General features: G+C 68.1%; 14 protein-coding genes. 11 read left to right on the top strand and 3 right to left on the bottom strand.

The window, feature by feature from the left end:
- Positions 1-45: 45 nt before the first annotated feature.
- The 3 genes from leuC (at position 46) to ASF16_RS21785 (ending at position 2,895) form a co-directional block, all read left to right on the top strand.
- Complete coding sequence (gene leuC, locus ASF16_RS21795; protein ID WP_056172283.1) at positions 46-1,464, top strand: 3-isopropylmalate dehydratase large subunit; 1,419 nt, start codon at positions 46-48, stop codon at positions 1,462-1,464.
- Positions 1,461-2,126: a 3-isopropylmalate dehydratase small subunit gene (gene leuD, locus ASF16_RS21790; RefSeq protein WP_056172122.1), complete on the top strand. Its 666-nt coding sequence runs from the start codon at positions 1,461-1,463 to the stop codon at positions 2,124-2,126. The genes leuC and leuD overlap by 4 nt, the downstream gene beginning before the upstream one ends.
- 202 nt (positions 2,127-2,328) lie before the next feature.
- Complete coding sequence (locus tag ASF16_RS21785; RefSeq protein ID WP_056172120.1) at positions 2,329-2,895, top strand: YcxB family protein; 567 nt, start codon at positions 2,329-2,331, stop codon at positions 2,893-2,895.
- Between the two features lie 48 nt (positions 2,896-2,943).
- On the opposite strand, the gene ASF16_RS21780 is transcribed toward ASF16_RS21785, so the two are convergent.
- Positions 2,944-3,963, bottom strand: a complete 1,020-nt coding sequence (locus ASF16_RS21780) for a PhnD/SsuA/transferrin family substrate-binding protein (protein ID WP_056172118.1) — start codon at positions 3,961-3,963, stop codon at positions 2,944-2,946.
- Positions 3,964-4,310: 347 nt separating this feature from the next.
- Here ASF16_RS21780 and ASF16_RS21775 point away from each other — a divergent pair, with 347 nt between their 5' ends.
- The 7 genes from ASF16_RS21775 to ASF16_RS21745 all read left to right on the top strand — a co-directional run bounded on the left by ASF16_RS21775 (position 4,311) and on the right by ASF16_RS21745 (position 12,793).
- On the top strand, positions 4,311-5,258 hold the full coding sequence (locus tag ASF16_RS21775; RefSeq protein WP_235507473.1) for a hypothetical protein: 948 nt from the start codon (positions 4,311-4,313) through the stop codon (positions 5,256-5,258).
- Between the two features lie 34 nt (positions 5,259-5,292).
- Entirely contained in the window at positions 5,293-5,799 is a 507-nt protein-coding gene (locus ASF16_RS21770; RefSeq protein ID WP_056172116.1) for a hypothetical protein, read from the top strand.
- A gap of 149 nt (positions 5,800-5,948) precedes the next feature.
- Positions 5,949-7,175, top strand: coding sequence for a hypothetical protein (locus ASF16_RS21765; protein ID WP_056172115.1), 1,227 nt, complete (start codon positions 5,949-5,951; stop codon positions 7,173-7,175).
- Entirely contained in the window at positions 7,172-9,370 is a 2,199-nt protein-coding gene (locus ASF16_RS21760; protein ID WP_056172113.1) for an ATP-binding protein, read from the top strand. The genes ASF16_RS21765 and ASF16_RS21760 overlap by 4 nt, the downstream gene beginning before the upstream one ends.
- A gap of 61 nt (positions 9,371-9,431) precedes the next feature.
- Positions 9,432-10,862, top strand: coding sequence for an ankyrin repeat domain-containing protein (locus tag ASF16_RS21755; protein ID WP_056172110.1), 1,431 nt, complete (start codon positions 9,432-9,434; stop codon positions 10,860-10,862).
- Between the two features lie 53 nt (positions 10,863-10,915).
- Positions 10,916-12,322 (top strand): leucine-rich repeat domain-containing protein, encoded by a 1,407-nt coding sequence (locus ASF16_RS21750; protein WP_056172108.1) that lies wholly within the window; start codon positions 10,916-10,918, stop codon positions 12,320-12,322.
- Positions 12,323-12,409: 87 nt separating this feature from the next.
- Positions 12,410-12,793 carry a VOC family protein gene (locus ASF16_RS21745; protein WP_056172107.1) on the top strand — a complete coding sequence of 128 codons (384 nt, stop codon included), beginning with the start codon at positions 12,410-12,412 and terminating at the stop codon, positions 12,791-12,793.
- A gap of 57 nt (positions 12,794-12,850) precedes the next feature.
- On the opposite strand, the gene ASF16_RS21740 is transcribed toward ASF16_RS21745, so the two are convergent.
- Entirely contained in the window at positions 12,851-13,147 is a 297-nt protein-coding gene (locus tag ASF16_RS21740) for a hypothetical protein (RefSeq protein ID WP_056172105.1), read from the bottom strand.
- 20 nt (positions 13,148-13,167) lie between these two features.
- Here ASF16_RS21740 and ASF16_RS26350 point away from each other — a divergent pair, with 20 nt between their 5' ends.
- Positions 13,168-13,650 carry a hypothetical protein gene (locus tag ASF16_RS26350; RefSeq protein ID WP_156372182.1) on the top strand — a complete coding sequence of 161 codons (483 nt, stop codon included), beginning with the start codon at positions 13,168-13,170 and terminating at the stop codon, positions 13,648-13,650.
- Here the strand turns inward: ASF16_RS26350 and ASF16_RS21735 are convergent.
- Positions 13,589-16,210: an ATP-binding protein gene (locus ASF16_RS21735; protein WP_056172103.1), complete on the bottom strand. Its 2,622-nt coding sequence runs from the start codon at positions 16,208-16,210 to the stop codon at positions 13,589-13,591. The genes ASF16_RS26350 and ASF16_RS21735 overlap by 62 nt on opposite strands.
- Positions 16,211-16,374 lie beyond the last annotated feature (164 nt).

Below are 16,374 nucleotides of genomic sequence, written 5' to 3'. Positions count from 1 at the left end.
CGCATCCGCAGACCCACACAGACACCCACACCCACCACGATGACCATGACCACCCCCACCACGCTCTACCAGAAGCTGGTCGCATCGCACACCGTGGCCGTTCTCGATGAACAGAACGTACTGCTCTTTTGCGACCTGCACCTGATGAACGAATACACCAGCCCCCAGGCCTTCGCCGGCCTGCACGAGGCCGGGCGCGGCGTGCCCGTGCCGGGGCAGAACGTGGCGGTGGTGAGCCACATCATCCCCACGCACCCGGTGCGCTGGCGCACCATCCAGGACCCGCCCTCTGCCCTGCAGGCCAGCAACCTCAAGGCCAACTGCGACCGCCACGGCATCCCGCTGTTCGACACCAACGACCCGCTGCAGGGCATCGAGCACGTGATCGCGCCCGAGCACGGCATGGTGCGCCCGGGCATGGTCATCATCTGCGGCGACAGCCACACCACCACGTACGGCGCCCTGGGCGCCTTGGGCTTCGGCATCGGCACGTCCGAGGTCGAGCACGTGCTGGCCACGCAGACCCTGGTCTACCGCCTCGCCAAGGACATGCGCATCCGCGTGGACGGTGTGCTGCCCACGGGCACCACGGCCAAGGACCTGATCCTCATGGTCATCAGCCGCATCGGCGCGCAAGGCGCACGCGGCTACGTGGTGGAGTTCTGCGGCAGCGCCATCAGCGCGCTGTCGGTGGAGGCGCGCTTCACGCTGTGCAACATGGCGGTGGAGGCGGGTGCGCGCGGCGCGCTGATCGCGCCCGACGCCACCGCCATCGACTACGTGCTGGCCAAGGCCCCCGACATCACCGGCGACGTGCGCACGCAGGCCCTGGCCCACTGGGCCACGCTGCGCAGCGACGCGGGCGCCGCGTTCGACGTGGAGCATGTGTTCGACGCGGCCGAGGTGGCCCCGTTCGTCACCTGGGGCACCAGCCCCGACCAGGCCATGGCCATCCACGCCACCGTGCCACGGCCCGAAGACATCGCCGATGCCGTGCAGCGCAGCAGTGCCGAGCAGGCCCTGCGCTACACGGCGCTGTCTGCCGGCCAGCCGCTGGCGGGCGTGCCGGTGCAGCATGTGTTCATCGGCTCGTGCACCAACGCCCGGATCGAGGATTTGCGCGAGGTGGACCGCGTCGTCGGCCACCGCCATGTGGCCCACGGCGTGCGCGCCATGGTCGTGCCCGGTTCCGGCGCCGTGAAGGCCCAGGCCGAGGCTGAGGGCATTGCCGGGCGCCTGGTGGCCGCTGGCTTCGAATGGCGCCAGCCCGGCTGCTCCATGTGCCTGGCCATGAACGACGACGTGCTGGCCCCCGGCCAGCGCTGCGCCTCCACCACCAACCGCAACTTCGAGGGCCGCCAGGGCCGTGGCGCCATCACCCACTTGATGAGCCCGGCCATGGCCGCCGCCGCTGCCGTCACCGGCTGCATCACCGACGTCAGAACCCTGGAGGTGACCGCATGACCGCCGACCATAACCACAAGCACAACCACGCCACCGTGCGCGGCCACGCCGCCGTGCTCGACATCGCCAACCTCGACACCGACCAGATCATGCCCAAGCAGTTCCTGCGCGGCATCGACAAGTCGGGTCTGGCGCCGGGCCTGCTGTACGACCTGCGCTTTGACGGCGCCGGGCAGCCGCGTGCAGACTTCGTGCTCAACCAGCCAGCGTTTGCCGGCACCGACGTGCTGCTGGCCGGCAGCAACTACGGCTGCGGCTCCAGCCGCGAGCATGCCGTGTGGGGCATGCAGCAATACGGCTTCCAGGCCGTGGTCGCGTCGAGCTTTGGCGAGATCTTCTACTCCAACGCCATGAACAACCGCCTGCTGCTGGCCATGGTGGCCGAGGCCGATGCCCAGGCTTTCAGGCACGAAGCACGCGCCGCTGCGGGCCCGCTGGCCATCGAGATCGACGTGGCGCAGCGCCAGGTGCGCACGGCGGGCCACAGTGCGCCGTTCACCATCTCCGAGCGGCACCGGCGCATGTTCCTCGACGGGCTGGACGTGATCGGCGCGTCGCTCACCTACCGGGACCAGATCGAGGCGTTTGCCGCACAGCACTGGGCCGCCCAGCCCTGGGTGCGCGATGTGGCGCGTTTGACGCGGGACCGCCTGAGGGCATGACCGCCCAGCGCGGGCGCTGCCCGCCGCTGTGACCTGATACCGGTGTGCGCGGGTGCACGCCGGTAGACGCCGGTACGCGCGGGGTGTGGGTCCCTGCAAGATGGCGTGATGTGGTGCCAGGTGGTGTGCCGATGGCGGCCGCCTGCACCGGTGCGCCGCAGGCGCCCTATAGTGGCGGCTCCTCAGGCCTTCATCCCCACCCATGCCATCTTTTTCCCTTACCCGTGGCGACTACGCCGATCTGCAAAAACGCATCGTCGCTCAGGCCAAGGCCCAACTGCGGCGCGGTGATGGCGCTCGCGCTGGCGGCAAAGGGGGATCATCCAACGACGATCCCGGACGGTGGTGGCTGCCGCTGGTGCTGTGGGGCGTCTCCGTGGTGCCGCTGGTGCTCCTGTTCCGCTGGCTGGAGTCCTTGCCCGACATGGGCACCCATCTGGCCATGGGGGCCGTGGGCATCGTGGTCGGCGCGTTGGCATTCTGGGCGCTGGTGCGCAGCGGCAGCAGCTCCCTGCAGCAGGCCATGTTCGAAGACGATGGCTACTGCCTCGCGCCCCAGACGCTGGATGTGCGGGAGGACTGCATCGAGCAGCGGTCCCACGCGGCCCACACGCTGTGGCAATGGGCCGGGTTCAAGCACCGGCAGGAGAGCGATAACTTGGTGTTCCTGTTCGTGGACAACGCCGTGTGCCTCATGGTGCCCAAGTCCATCCTCACGCCCGAGGCCTGCGCGCTCATCGAGCAGCGCGTGCCACTGCAGGCGCTGTGAAGCGCCGGTTACACCGGTTGCGCCGCGCGGCGCACCGGGCTGGCTGACTCAGGGCTTGGGTGCAGGCGCTGCGGCGGGCTTGCCGGCCTGCGCCGCCTTCGCGGTCTTGTTGTAGACCTCCATCACGGTGGCGAAGTCGCGCTCGAAGTTGATCGGCAAAAAGGTGTCGTTGCCCGGCAGCAGCTGGCGCAGCTTGGGCGAGAAGCTGTAGCTGTACGAGCACTTCTTCACCCGCGCCTGCAGATCGGGCGACACGTCCTTGCCCAGGGTCCAGGTCTCGGTCATGAAGGGCGGGCTCTCCCACAGCGTGCGAATGCTCGACCCCTTCACATCGCCCTTGACCACCATGCGCTGGTACAGGTCGCTGGCCACCGCGGCGGCAGGGTAGAAGCCATGCATCACACCGGTCACCGAGCGCTCGTGGCCGTTGGAGAACACCACCTCGTAGTTCTGGTCCGGCACCAGGCCAATGGCCGGGAACAGCGCGCGCGGCGCCAGGTTGCCCGAGTTGGACGTGGGCGTGGTGTGCGCGATCTTCTTGCCCACCAGGTCCTGCGGCTTGGTGAACGGGCTGTCCACCCGCGCGATCAGGATCAGCTTGTACGAATTGCGCTGCCCGCTGGCCTTGTTGCCCGGCACGCCGAACGGCGCGGGTTGGCCGGCTGCGATGAGCTGCGGCACCAGGCCGGGGTTGACCTGGGCCAGCTGGGCCTTGCCCGCGATCAGGTTGTCGATGAGGTCCTTCTCGGGCAGCACGTCGATGTTGGTGCTGCGCTCCAGCGACTCGCCCTGCAGGTTCTGCAGGTCGATGTTGCCGCACCGCGCCAGGTGGTTGAAGTAGTCGCCCCACAGCAGCATCGTCTCGCTCTTGGCATACGTCTTGGGCATGGCCACCACCAGCTTTTCGCGCGGGCCGCTGAAAGCGGGGGCCGGGGCTGCGGCGGCGCGGGCAGCAGCTGCGCGGGCCTGGGGCGTGGTGGCAGCGTCGGTCTGGGCCTGCGTGGCCACCGGGCCGAGCGTGAGCGTGGTGCAGAGCAAAAATGCGCCGGAGCGGGCGTGGGAACGCATGGTGAATCTCCCTCAGTGTCTTGTGGTGGTGCCGGCCTTACGCTTGGCTCGCGCAGGCGTGGTCTGAATTGGCCCGCAAGGTGATGTCGAACGGGGGCTGGCAGCAGCTACAGGCAGCTAGCGAGTATGCATGAAGCTTTCGCTTACAAAGGCCGAATGCGTCCAGCGGGGTAACAGACGGGACTCCCAGAGTTTGCATTGTCATAGGCGAAATCGCAGCGGTTGACACTGCGTCAAGTGGTTTGCAAGCGCCATGGACAAGGTGGAGGTGGCGCCACATCGCGCAGTTGGTAACAATTCGTGCATTCCAACGCGAGCCCCTTTTCTACCGCCTCTACCGCCGAGCCATGTCGCAAAACGCCCATACCCTGCACCTGTTCTTCGAAGACCCGATCAAGCTCAAGACCTTTCAGCTGGTCTACCAGTACCTGGTGGCCGACAACACCGAGCAGGCCGAGCGCTGGGCCGACAAGCTGGGCGGCGTGGACCTGGGCGCGCTGTGGGATGCGCAATGGTTCAACCAGCAAGTGTCTGCCGAGCGCACCCACCTGCTGCTGCGCTTTGACACCGGCACCCACGATGACCTGCCCCTGCGCGCCCTGGAAACTTTGTTCGCCCATGGTCTGCAAGCGGCAGTGCTGGAGGTGTTCTACGACCAGGTGGGCGAGACCGAGCGCATGCACTTCGACCAAGGCCAGTGGGTGTCGCGCAAGGCGTTCTTCGCGGCCTACCCGCAATGGCGCGCGGTGGTGGAGCCCGCGGTGGAACGCGACAGTGCGAGCGATGGCAACGCTGAAGACAGCAGCGAAGACGAATACTGCCACTCCAAGGACCCGGCCAAACCCGTCAGCGTCAGCAAGCTGCGCCAGCAGGAGGCCGAACGCAAGCAAGAAGCGCAAGAGGCCGCGCAGGCCTTCATCGACATGGCCCGCGCCATGGGCAAGAGCGGCAAGTCGCCCGTGCAGGGGTTCATCGCCGTGCTGTTGTTGCGCGCGGGGTTCAAGGGCCTGCTGCAGGCCATCGCCTTCACGGTAGTCACCGTGCTGCTGTTCAAGGGCTTGTGGCTCTGGCTGGGCTTGGGGCTGGTGCTCGCCATCGTGCTGCCGCTGTACTACATGCTGAGCGAATACAAGGACATCCATGGGGATGACGATGACAGCGATGCGGAGGGTGGTGATGGAGATGGGGATGGAGGTGGCAATGACGACGGTGAAGCGCAATTGGCCGAAGCGCCCGCTGGCGACGACGCCGACGATGCCGCCAACACCCCAAAGGCCCCCCAGGCCGGCCACTGAACACAATGACTGACGACGAGGGAGCGATTCCAACATGCTGACAAACATCGAATGGTGGGGCGGGCTGATCTTCGTGCTGGGTGCCATCACCTACCGGCTGGTCATGGGCGCGCTGGAGAAGAACGAAGACGGCATCCACTGGTACCGCGGGCTGATGCACGCGTTCTTCCTGCTGCCCGCCGTGGTGCTGGCCGGGTACTTCTACCCCCTGCCGCGCGCCGGATGGCAGTACGGCTACCTGGCTGTCCTGGGCGCGTCGCTGGCCGTCGTGCTGGTGATGCTGGTGCAAGAGATCACCGGAGACAGCCCCGCGGATGCAGAGAAGAAAAAGGCCGACAAGGCGAAGACGAAGGGGGAGGGCGCGGAAGAAAATCCGCAAGCCAAGAAGCAGCCGTTCGACGCCGCTGGCGGTGACGAAGATGACGACGAGCCAGGCTGGCTGATGACCGTGGTGGGCGCGCTGGCGCTGTACAGCCCGGTGCTGGTGGCCTGCGGCCTGGGCTGCCACAAGGCCTGGCCCATGGTGCAGCGGCTGCTGTGATGCATGCCGCCCCCGGGTGTGCCTGGGGCGCATTGCAGGGCCGGCCGGCTGCGGCGCCCATCACAATCGGCAGGGGCCGGCCGGCCCCTTCATCTACTTATCCATGACCCTTTGCCCCGCGCCCATGTGCGCCCACGCCTTTTCCGTCCATGGCCCAAGATTCCTTCGCTGAGCTTTTGTCGCTCTACATGCGGCGCATTCGCGCCAGCGCCTCCGGCGTCGCCACCGAGATCGGCCTGAGCCGCGAGGCGGTCAACAACTGGCGCAACGGCCTGTCCGCACCCAACCCGCGCTCGCGCGACAAGGTGGTGGCCTGCACCCGCTACCTGCGCCTGACCGAGGCCGAGGCCAACCGCCTGCTCAGCGCGGCGGGCTTGCAGCCCGAGTTTCCGCTGCAGGCCGGGCCGGCCGGCGCCGCGCAGCCGTTTGCCGCCTTCCAAGACCGGCTGTTCGCGCAGCTGGCGCAGGCCGTGCCCTATGCCATCGCACTGCTGCTGTCGCCCGCACACTGGGGCCAGCCGCCGTTCCGGCAAGAGCTGCTGCAGCGCGCCAAGGCGCAGTACGGCGATGGCGCGGTGCTGCACATCCAGCCGCCCTACAGCGTGAGCACCGTGCCGGCCGAATACTTTGCCGCCATCGGCCGCCAGTGCGGTCTGGGCGATGTGGCCACCGACTATGAATTCGAATCCGCCCTGGAGCGCCGGCTGGTCGCTGGCGAGCGCCTGTTCTGCCTGGTCAGCCGGTTCGAGCAGGGCACGCCCGCACTGCGCGAGACCCTGGCGGGCATCCTGCGCAGCCTGAGCGAGATGCACAGCGGCCGCCTGCACCTGCTGCTGTGCGGCGGCGAGGCACTGGCTGACCTCAAGTACCGCAGCGGCGACCTGTCGCTGCTCAACATCGCGCAGGTCCACCATTGGCCCGACCCGTCGCTCGAAGACCTCACGCTGCTGGCCCGCCACCGCTGGCCCGACCAGGCCTGGCCGCAGTCCGTGCTGGCGGCCTTGCAGGACGTGAGCGGCGGCCACCCCGCGCTGTTCGAAGAAGGCCTGCAATGGCTGGTGGACCACGGCGTGGATGAGGCGCAGGCCCGCTCTGCCGCCTTGCGCAGCCACCTGGCCGGCAGCCCGCGCCTGTGGCAGACCCTGCTGCCGCTGGCACAGGCCCCTGCCACGCGCCAGCGCCTGGCCCAGCTGCTGCAGGCCGACGAACTGGGCCGCGCGCGCCCGTACCTGCAGGACGACGAACTGCGCCGCCTGTTCTGGGGCAACCTCATCCATGTGCGGGGCACGGGCGATGCCGCGCGGCTGCACTGGCGCAGCCCGGCCATCCGCGAGGCGGGCCTGATGGTCGTGGAATCCGCGTCCGGCGCTGCATGAGCCCGCTGCTGTCCAAGGCGCTGGTGCGCGCGGTGGTCGTCGCAGCCATCACCCTGTTCGTGGGCAGCGCGCTGCTCACGCCCAAGCTCAATCCGGTCACGCGCGGCTCGGTGCTGGGCGCCGAGAACGCAGGCATCGTCTGGGGCGAACTGGTGCAGTGGCGCGTGGCCCTGATGCAGGCCCACAACGAGCTCGATGCGTGGCCGCAGGACATCCAGAAATACGCGCCCCCCATCGGCAACCCGCAGTTGCGCGTCACGTCGCCCCGGCCCTACGTGCTGCAGGCCGACATTGCCGCCAACCCCGAGCTGGGCAAGCTCGCAGGCACCCAGGTGGTCGTGCAACTCAAGCCCGGCACCACCACCTGGAGCTGCCGGCCCGGGCGCCCACCCATCCCCAGCGGCTACCTGCCCATCAACTGCCTGGAAGGGCAGGGGGACGACTTCACGCCCGTGCCGGCGTCCGAGCGCGACCCGTTCGCGGGCCTGCGCCAGCTCATCTACTGGTGCGCCGGCATCTTCCTGGCCGGCGCCGTGGTCTGGGTGGCGCGGCACCCGCTGCTCGGGCCCGCGCAGCTGCAGCCCGCACGCCTGCGCCGCACGCCGCTGGCGCGGCTGCCCCGGCTCGACCGCCTGCTGGGCTGGACGGGCCGGCGCCAGGCCACGCTGCTCGCGGCCGACATCCGCATGGTGGACTGGCGCCGTGCGGTGCAGTGCGCGCAGCCCGGCCCGCCCGACGCGGCGAACGCACGGGCAGAGGGCCTGGTCCGTGCGCTGGCCGAGCGCGTGTCCGCCCGCAGCCAGCCCAGCAGCGACTGGGCGCTGCTGGGGCCGGTGTTCGAGTGGCAGTTTCCGCCCGACCTGCCCGTGTCGCTGGACCGCTGTCTGGTCTTCGTGCCCACGCCCGGCGTGGACGAGGCCACCGTGCTGCGCCAGTTGCGTGCCGCGCAGACGGGCAGCGACGTGCTGCTGGTGCTCAGCGCGCACAGCGCTGACTCCCCCATGCCCCTGCTGCAGGCGCACGCGGCCGACCACGCCAACCTGCATGTGATGGTGGACAGCGCCAGTCAGACCGAATGGCTGGTGGGCGGCGAGGCCCTGCAGGTGCTGCTGCGCCTGCTGGCGGCCCAGCTGCGCATCACGCGCATCTCGCCATACCAGACGCGGGGCGGCATCACACGCGAAGGCTCGTTCTTCGGCCGGGCCCAGCTGCTGGCCCGCGTGATCAACCGCGAGCCCGCCAACTACCTGGTGGTGGGCGGCCGCCAGCTGGGCAAGAGCAGCCTGCTCAAGGCCGTGCAGCGCCGCCTGCAGGGCCACCCGCACACCGTGTGCCACTACGTGTCGCTGCGTGACCACCGCCTGGCGCCGCGCATGGCGCTGCAGTTCGGCCTGCCGGCCGACACACCGCTCGAAGCCATCGTGGACCACCTGCAGGCGCAGTACCAGGGCAAGCGTCTTTACCTGCTGATCGACGAGGCTGACCTGTTCTTTCGCGACGAGTCGCACAACGGCTACCCGCAGCTGTCCACCCTGCGGGCGCTGAGCGAAGAAGGGCGCTGCTGGTTCATGCTCGCGGGCTTCTGGGACCTGTACGCCACCGCCGTGCTCGACTACCAAAGCCCGCTGCGCAACTTCGGCGAGGTGCTGGCCATCGGTGGGCTGGAGCGCGCCGCCTGCCGCGACCTCGCCACCGAGCCCTTGCGCCGCCTGCGCCTGGGTTTTGCGAGCGACACGCTGGTGGAAAAGCTGGTGGACGCCAGCGGCCAGCGTGCCAACCTGGTCGCCATCCTGTGCCAGGAATGCCTGGAGGCGCTGCAACCCAGCGAGCGCGCCATCGAGGCGCACCACCTCGCGCAGGCCCTGGCCTCGCAGCCGGTGCAGGACGCCCTGGCTGGCTGGGGGCGACTGAGCCACGACGAGGCCGCCTGCCGCCTGGACCGCGTGGTGGTTTACCACACCGCCCAGGCCGGGCACAGCAGCCTGGTCGCCCTGGCCCAGCTGCTGCAAGGCCACGGCGTCCTGGCCGACGCCCAGGCCCTGCGCCAGTCGCTGGCCCGCCTGCAGCTGGCCTATGTGCTGCGCAAGCACGACGCCGAGTACCGCTTCGCCATCCCACTGCTGCAAGACCAGTTCGAATCCGCCGAGCTGGAGTTGCTGCTGCACCAGGAGCTGGCGGTGATGTCCAAGGCCTGAGGCCGCCCGCATCTTTCACCCTGACCTATTCATAGCCCTTCATAGCCCTTCATAGCCCTCCATGGCCACTTCCTCCTCCTCTGTCACCCTGGACTATGACATCGGCTTCGATGCCATCGTTGCCGAACTCGATCGCCTGGTCCGTGCGGGCGTGCACCCGGACCGCATCAGCGTGTCCCACTATGCCGCCGTGCAATGGGTCTGCGAGGCCCACTGGGTGTACTCCGATGGCCCGGACGCCGCCTGTGCCGCCCGGCGCGTGGACGCCCAACTCGCCCTGCTGCGCTTGATGCTGGAGCGTGGGGCGGATCCCAACAAGCGCAAGAACCGCAATTCCACGCCGCTGGCTGTTTGCTGCCGGCAGTTCGCCACCTATTTCCAGGAGCGTGCCCTGGAGAGACTGGGCCTCGTGTTGGCCGCAGGCGGCGACCCGCGCCAGACCAAGGACCCCGCGCTGTGTATTGCCTTGGGCCTGCGCGAGATGCGGGGTGAGGTTTTCGACATGGCGTTCCGCGAGGATGCGTCTCCAGGCCATGCCGATGCGGTTTTCCAAGCCGTCGACATGCTGCTGCAGGCAGGCGCCGACATGGAGGTACTGGAGCACCGTGCGATGTACCGGCCGTTCCTGATGGCGGCGTACATCGGCAGCGTGCCGCTGCTGCGGTGGTTGAAGGACCGGGGCGCCGATGTGCAGGCCACCAACCCCGATGGGTCCAATGCGCTGATGTACGCCGCAGGCGACGTGGACGGCCTGGCCCGCAGCCGCGCGGGGTTCTCGACCACCTGGCATCGGATGGGCGACCCTGTCGCCAGCACGCGCCAACTGCTCGATTGGGGCCTGGACCCGGCCGCCGCCAACGCGCGCGGCCGCACGCCGCTGCGCCTGGCCGTCAGCGCCGGCAACCTCGATGTGGCCGCCGTGCTGGCCGAGGCGCTCGCAGGCCAGGGCAAGCTCTTGGCGGCCGATGTGCGCTTGTTCAGGGGCACCGACCACGAGCCCCGCGTTGCAGCGTTGACCACCTCGGCGCCAGCCAGAAAGCCCGCCAAGCCCAAGGCCGCGCCCGATGGTGTCGCCCAGCGCGCCACCTGGGACCGTGCCCCTGCACTCATCGACGGACCCACCGACTGGCAGCCCAGCCAGTACCCCGAGTGGCTGCGCACCTGTCTCAAGGACGTGATCGCACGGCTGGGATCGGGCGCGGACCCGCGCGTGCCGCCAGGCACGTTGTACCTGGAGTACGACGACTACTCTCGCAGCCTGCGGCTGTCTCGCACCAAGTCGTACCTCAGCCGCAGCGGCGCGGTGGAAATGGGCGTCCACGTGTTCGATTGGTCGATCATGCGCGTGCGCTTCTCGCAGGTGGAGGGCGACGACTGGGTGCTCCGCGAAGCCATCGATCTGCCCATGGCGCCCGGCGCGCCGCCCGCCACCGACGTGCTGTGCGACGCCATCGGGCAGCTGTGCGCCCGCTACCTCAACACCTCGGCTTGAGCACAAGCGCCCGTTCGCCTTCCGGCACCTTCCCACCGTCACCACCCGACCCCATGACCACCAAGCCCAAATGGACCGACCGTCTCTACAGCCCTGTCCGCGTGCTGAACCATGCCGACAAACTTCATCTCGAGAAATTCAGCGACGCCGATCTGGACCAGATCGCGGGCTGCGATGACGTCCTGGACATGGACCTGCGCAGCAACCGCACCGCGCAGCCGGTGGATTTGTCGCGCCTGGCGCACATCCAGGGACTTCGGCGGTTGAGCCTGGAGCGCATGCAGTTCACCAATCTGCAGGCACTCAAGGCGCTGCCTCATCTCAACTCGCTGACCATTGCGCATTGCGACTTCAACGACTTCGACGCGCTCAATGGCCTGAACGTTGAGACGCTGTTCTTGTGGAACAACAAGCTCGCCCGCTTCCCGGCAGGGCTCGACCTGCCCAGGCTGGAGAACCTGTACCTGTCGAGCAACCGCATCACCGACCTGTCCTTCGTCGCCAGCTATCCCGCCCTCAGGTGCCTGCATGCAGACGGCAACCGGATCACTGATTTGTCACCCTTGGCAAGTTGCACGGCCTTGGAGTCCCTGTGGATCGATGACAACCCGCTGGCCACGCTGGCGCCGCTGGCAGGCCGGCGCTACCAGCGCATGCATGTGAGCAATGAGCTGAGCGCCGAGCGAACGGCCCTTGGGCTGGAGTTGCCGGAGGAGCCGTATGTGCGCGACGCGGCAAGCATCGAAGCCTCGCGCATCGCGCAGCTGATGGAGGCCGAGGACTGGCCGCAGCTCTACGCCGTCACCGATGTGGCCTTGTTGGGTGACGCATTCTCCAATCTCGTGCACGGGCACTTCGACGAGGACATGGTGCGCGGCGCGCTGGCACACCCGGCCCCTGGCGCGTTCGATGCGATGGTGACCCACGGCCTGCGTCCGCACTATTGGGACGAGTCCCAACTGTTGGTGACCGTACTGAGCAGCTTTGGCGAGCGCCTGGTGACCCCGCTGACCCAGAGCTTTCACGCCGAACTGGCGTTTTACCCGGAGTACGAACCGTTCTACGCGGGCAAATTGAAGCACGAGCATGCCACCATCGCACGCATCCTGGTAGAGGCACCCCTGCCAGTGTTTGCCGACCTGTTCCTGGCGTTCTTCAACCAGCGCGGGGACTTCTCCGAGGCCCACCTGCACCACTACAAGCGCTTGCTCGACGTGGTGGGCAAGGTGAATTCACCGCAATTGGTGGACCCCATCATCGACCTGCTGCGGTTTGAAAAGCACATCCTGGGTGGTGACGCGGCTTTCATGAAAAAAGTCTTCAAGGCCATTGGCCAGTTGGGCGCCAAGGCCGATGCGGCCGTGCTGGCCAGCCGCTTTGACGTGTCCGCTGAAACCCGGCCTGATGTGGCGGAGGCCTTCGAGGCCACCCTCAAAAAGCTGCAAAAGAAGAAGAGCTGATGCGCCGCAGGTGGCGACCGCCGCTCACCGGGCAGACAATGCGGCCCACAGCAGCCTGTGTGCTGCGCACCCCTGCGGAGGTCTCCCATGCCCATCGAGCTCGATCACCTTCTGGTCCCCGCGCGGGACAAGGTCGCCGCCGCGCGGGTGCTGGCGGGGCTGCTGGGCGTGCCGTGGTCAGACACCGGCGTGGGGCCCTTTGCGCCGGTGTTCGTGAACGACGGCCTCACCCTCGACTTTGACGAGTGGCCGGCGCCCATCCCGCGCATCCACTACTGCTTTCGCGTGAGCGAGGCCGAGTTCAGCGCCATCCTGGCGCGCATCGAGGCAGCGGGCATTGCGTACCGCAGCGCAGTGCACGGGCCGGTGGACATGCAGGTGGACACCGCCCATGGCGGGCGCATCGTGTACTGGAACGAGCCGGACGGCCACCAGTGGGAGATGCTGACCGTGAGCTACGCGCGCCGGTAGCGCTGCACCCGGCGCAAGGCTCCACGGCCGACCTGCCTGATTGAATGCAGATAGAAATCAGGCCGATGAATACCCGGTGCCGTGGTAGCCCGGCAGCCTAGTGGTGTAGAAGTCGGGGTGGATCCAGGTGTAGTGCCCCAGGACGAACGCGCATTTGTCGATGTCCGCCGTCGATAGATTCACGGCATAGCTTTTTTGCAGGTAGTCGGGCGTGGCTTGCTGGGAGTCCTGGTAGGCAAACCCGAACCGGCCATAGAAGGTTTCAGAGCCCCCCACGGTCGTGATGTGCACCTGCGCCGGCGTGGCGTTCTGCCGCAGCAGGGCCATGCGCGACAGCAGCAGCAAGGTGCCCAACCCTTTTTGCTGGTGCGCGGGTGCACCATGCCGAACGAGAGGGTGACAAACTGCTGGCCTTCAACGGGGTCGGCCGTCATGCCACCCACGGCCACCACCGCGTTGTCCTGCTCGATCACCACGATCAGCACTTTTCCATCACGCAGCCATTGCGCAAACATCGGATAGAACCCGGCCGGAAAGTGCAGCGGCTCGTTGAGCAGGTAGATCTGCTCGCACTGCGCAATGTCTTCGGGCTGCAGCAGCCGGACTTTGCACAGGGGCAAGGCGCCGACGAATCCCATCTGGAATTCACCCTCTTTCCGTGCAAAGAAGCGCCTGATCTTTTGAATTGTTCCAGTCATCATTCAAGACGCCCCGTCGCTGACGGTGGCCCCGCGCGGGTGCGTTCGATGGCGCGGCAGCGCCATCGCACCCTGCGCGCCGCCAACACCGATACCGCTACCGCTCAATCATCTCCTGCACCTTGGCCGCCAGCGCCGCCACGTCGAACGGCTTGGTGATCACCTCCATGCCAAACGCCAGCAGCCCGTTGCCCACCGCCGCGTTCTCGGCGTAGCCGGTGATGAACAGCACCTTCAGGTCCGGGCGCGTCACGCGCCCGGCGTCGGCCACCTGGCGGCCGTTGAGGCCGCCGGGCAGGCCCACGTCGGTCAGCAGCAGGTCGATGCGGCGTTCGGACTGCAGCACGTGCAGGCCTGCGGGGCCGTCGCCGACCGAGATCACGTTGTAGCCCAGGTCTTCCAGCTCCTCGGCGATCAGGCCGCGGATGGTGGCCTCGTCCTCGATCACCAGCACCACCTCGCCATCGGCGCGGTGGTCGAAGGTGGGCTGCACGTGCGGGTTCTCCTGGTCGGCCTCGCCCATGTAGCGCGGCAGGTACAGGCACATGGTGGTGCCTTCGCCGGGCACCGAATAGATGCGCACCTGCCCGCCCGACTGCCGCACGAAGCCGTACACCATCGACAAGCCCAGGCCCGTGCCCTGGCCCATGGGCTTGGTGGTGAAGAACGGGTCGAAAGCGCGGGCGATCACCTCGGGCGTCATGCCCACGCCGGTGTCGGTCACGCACAGCGATATGTACTGGCCGGGCGGCAGCTCGCGCTCGGCCGCGGCGCGGTCGTCCAGCCATTTGTTGGCCGTCTCGATGGTCAGGCGGCCCCCGTTGGGGGCCATGGCGTCGCGCGCGTTGATGCACAGGTTGAGCACCGCGTTCTCCAGCTGCGACGGGTCCACCTGCGTGAGCCACAGGCCGCCCGCGCCCACCACCTCCACCTCGACCGACGGGCCCACCGTGCGGCGCACCATTTCCTCGATGCCGCCCACCAGGCGGTTCACGTCGGTGGGGCGCGGGTCCAGCGTCTGGCGGCGTGAAAACGCCAGCAGCCGCTGGGTGAGCGCCGCCGCGCGGCGCACCGCGCCCTGCGCCATGCCGATGTAGCGCTCGGTGTTGTCGAAGTTCCGGGCGTTCAGGCGCTTTTCCAGCACCTGCAGGCTGGCGCTCATGCCCGCCAGCAGGTTGTTGAAGTCGTGCGCGATGCCGCCGGTGAGCTGGCCGATGGCCTCCATCTTCTGCGACTGGCGGAACTTGGCTTCGACCTCCATCAGCTCGTTCGTGCGCTCGGTCACCTTGCGCTCCAGCGACTCGTTCATCTCGCGCAGCTGGGCTTCGTTGGTGCGCAGCTCGGCCTCGGAGCGCGCGCGCTCGGCGGCGGTGCGGGTGCGGGCCGCGATCTCGCGCATGAACTCGCACTCCTCATGGGTCCACTGGCGCACGTCGTCCTGGTTGACGAAGAGCACCGCCACCAGGCGCCCGTGCTCCACCACCGGAATGTTCATGAAGGCGCGGCCGCTGAGCGCATCCAGGGCGTCGGCGGCCATGGCGGTGCGGGTGTCCAGCCGCGCATCGGTCACGCGCACGAACTCGTCCCGCTTGAGCTCGTCGACAAAGGTGCCGAAGTCCCGCAGGCAGAGGCTGCCCTGCAGCGTCTGCACCCCGGGGGCCGTCCAGTCGCACTGCACATGCAGGGTGTCGGATTCGTGGTCCACGCGGCCGTAGCCCGCGCGGCTGACCTTGAGCGTGTGGCCCAGGATGCGGGCGGCGGCCAGGCTGATGTCGTCCACGTCGTCCAAGCCGCGCAACTGGCTGGTGAACTCGATCAGCGCGTCGCGCTTGGCCTCGGCCGCCACGCGCTCGGTCACGTCCAGGCCTTCCACGAAGATGCCGGTCACGGTGCCCGAGGTGTCGCGGATCGGCTGGTACACGAAGTCCATGTACCGCTCGCTCACCGCTTCGCCCGCATGCTGCCGGATGTCGAAGCGGGCGCCGTAGGCCGTGGCCGCCTTGCCGCTGGAGTACACGCCGTCGAGCATGGCCACATAGCCCTGTTCGGCCGCTTCGGGCAGTGCGTCGGCCACCGTGCGGCCCAGCAGGCTGCGGTCGCCCACCATCTCGAGGTACTTGGGGTTGGCCAGCTCGATGCGGTGGGTGGGGCCCTGCAGCAGCACCATGAAGCTGGGCGACTGCTCGAACAGCGTGGCAAAGCGCTCGCGCTCCATCAGCAGGCGCCGGTCGGCCAGCACCTTGTCGGTGGTCTCCACCACCAGCGCCTGGGCGCCCACCGGCGTGCCCTGGTCGTCCACCAGGGGGGAGTAGTTCAGGTCCACCCACAGCGGGCGGTACACGCCGTCGCGGTTCAGGCTCAGTTCCTGGTCGTCGTAATGCAGCGTGCCGCCGGCCAGGCAGACCTTGAGCACGCGGTCGTTCAGGTCGGCCGCTTCGGGCCAGGCCTCGCGGATGTTCATGCCCAGCAGGCCGGGGTGGCGCCCGCCCGCAAAGCCGGCGTACGGGTCGTTGTAGATCAGCACGCCCGGCTCGCCCCACAGCGTGGCAATCGGCATGGGGCAGCGCAGCATGTTGACCAGCGCGCCGGTCAGGTAGGGCGGCCACTGCTCGATGGGGCCCAGGTCGGTGGTGCTCCAGTCAAAGTCGGCAATGAGCCCGGCCATCTCGCCGCCGGCTGACAAAATGAAATTCTTGACGTGGGATGTGCCGTTGGCCATGCGTGCCAGTTCCTGTGATGGGTTTGTGCGCTGGGCGGTGGTCTGGCACCGTTGATTCCGCGCAATGATAAAGACACCGGCTTCCCGGTTTGTAGGCCAGTTGCCTATAGCCCCATCGGAGACAGCAACTTCTGGATACACCTGTGCTATCGGTGCTGCTGGTG

Origin of the sequence: Acidovorax sp. Leaf78, from assembly GCF_001422735.1 — a bacterium.
Lineage (GTDB): Bacteria > Pseudomonadota > Gammaproteobacteria > Burkholderiales > Burkholderiaceae_C > Acidovorax.
This window is presented reverse-complemented; position numbering and strand designations above follow the sequence as displayed.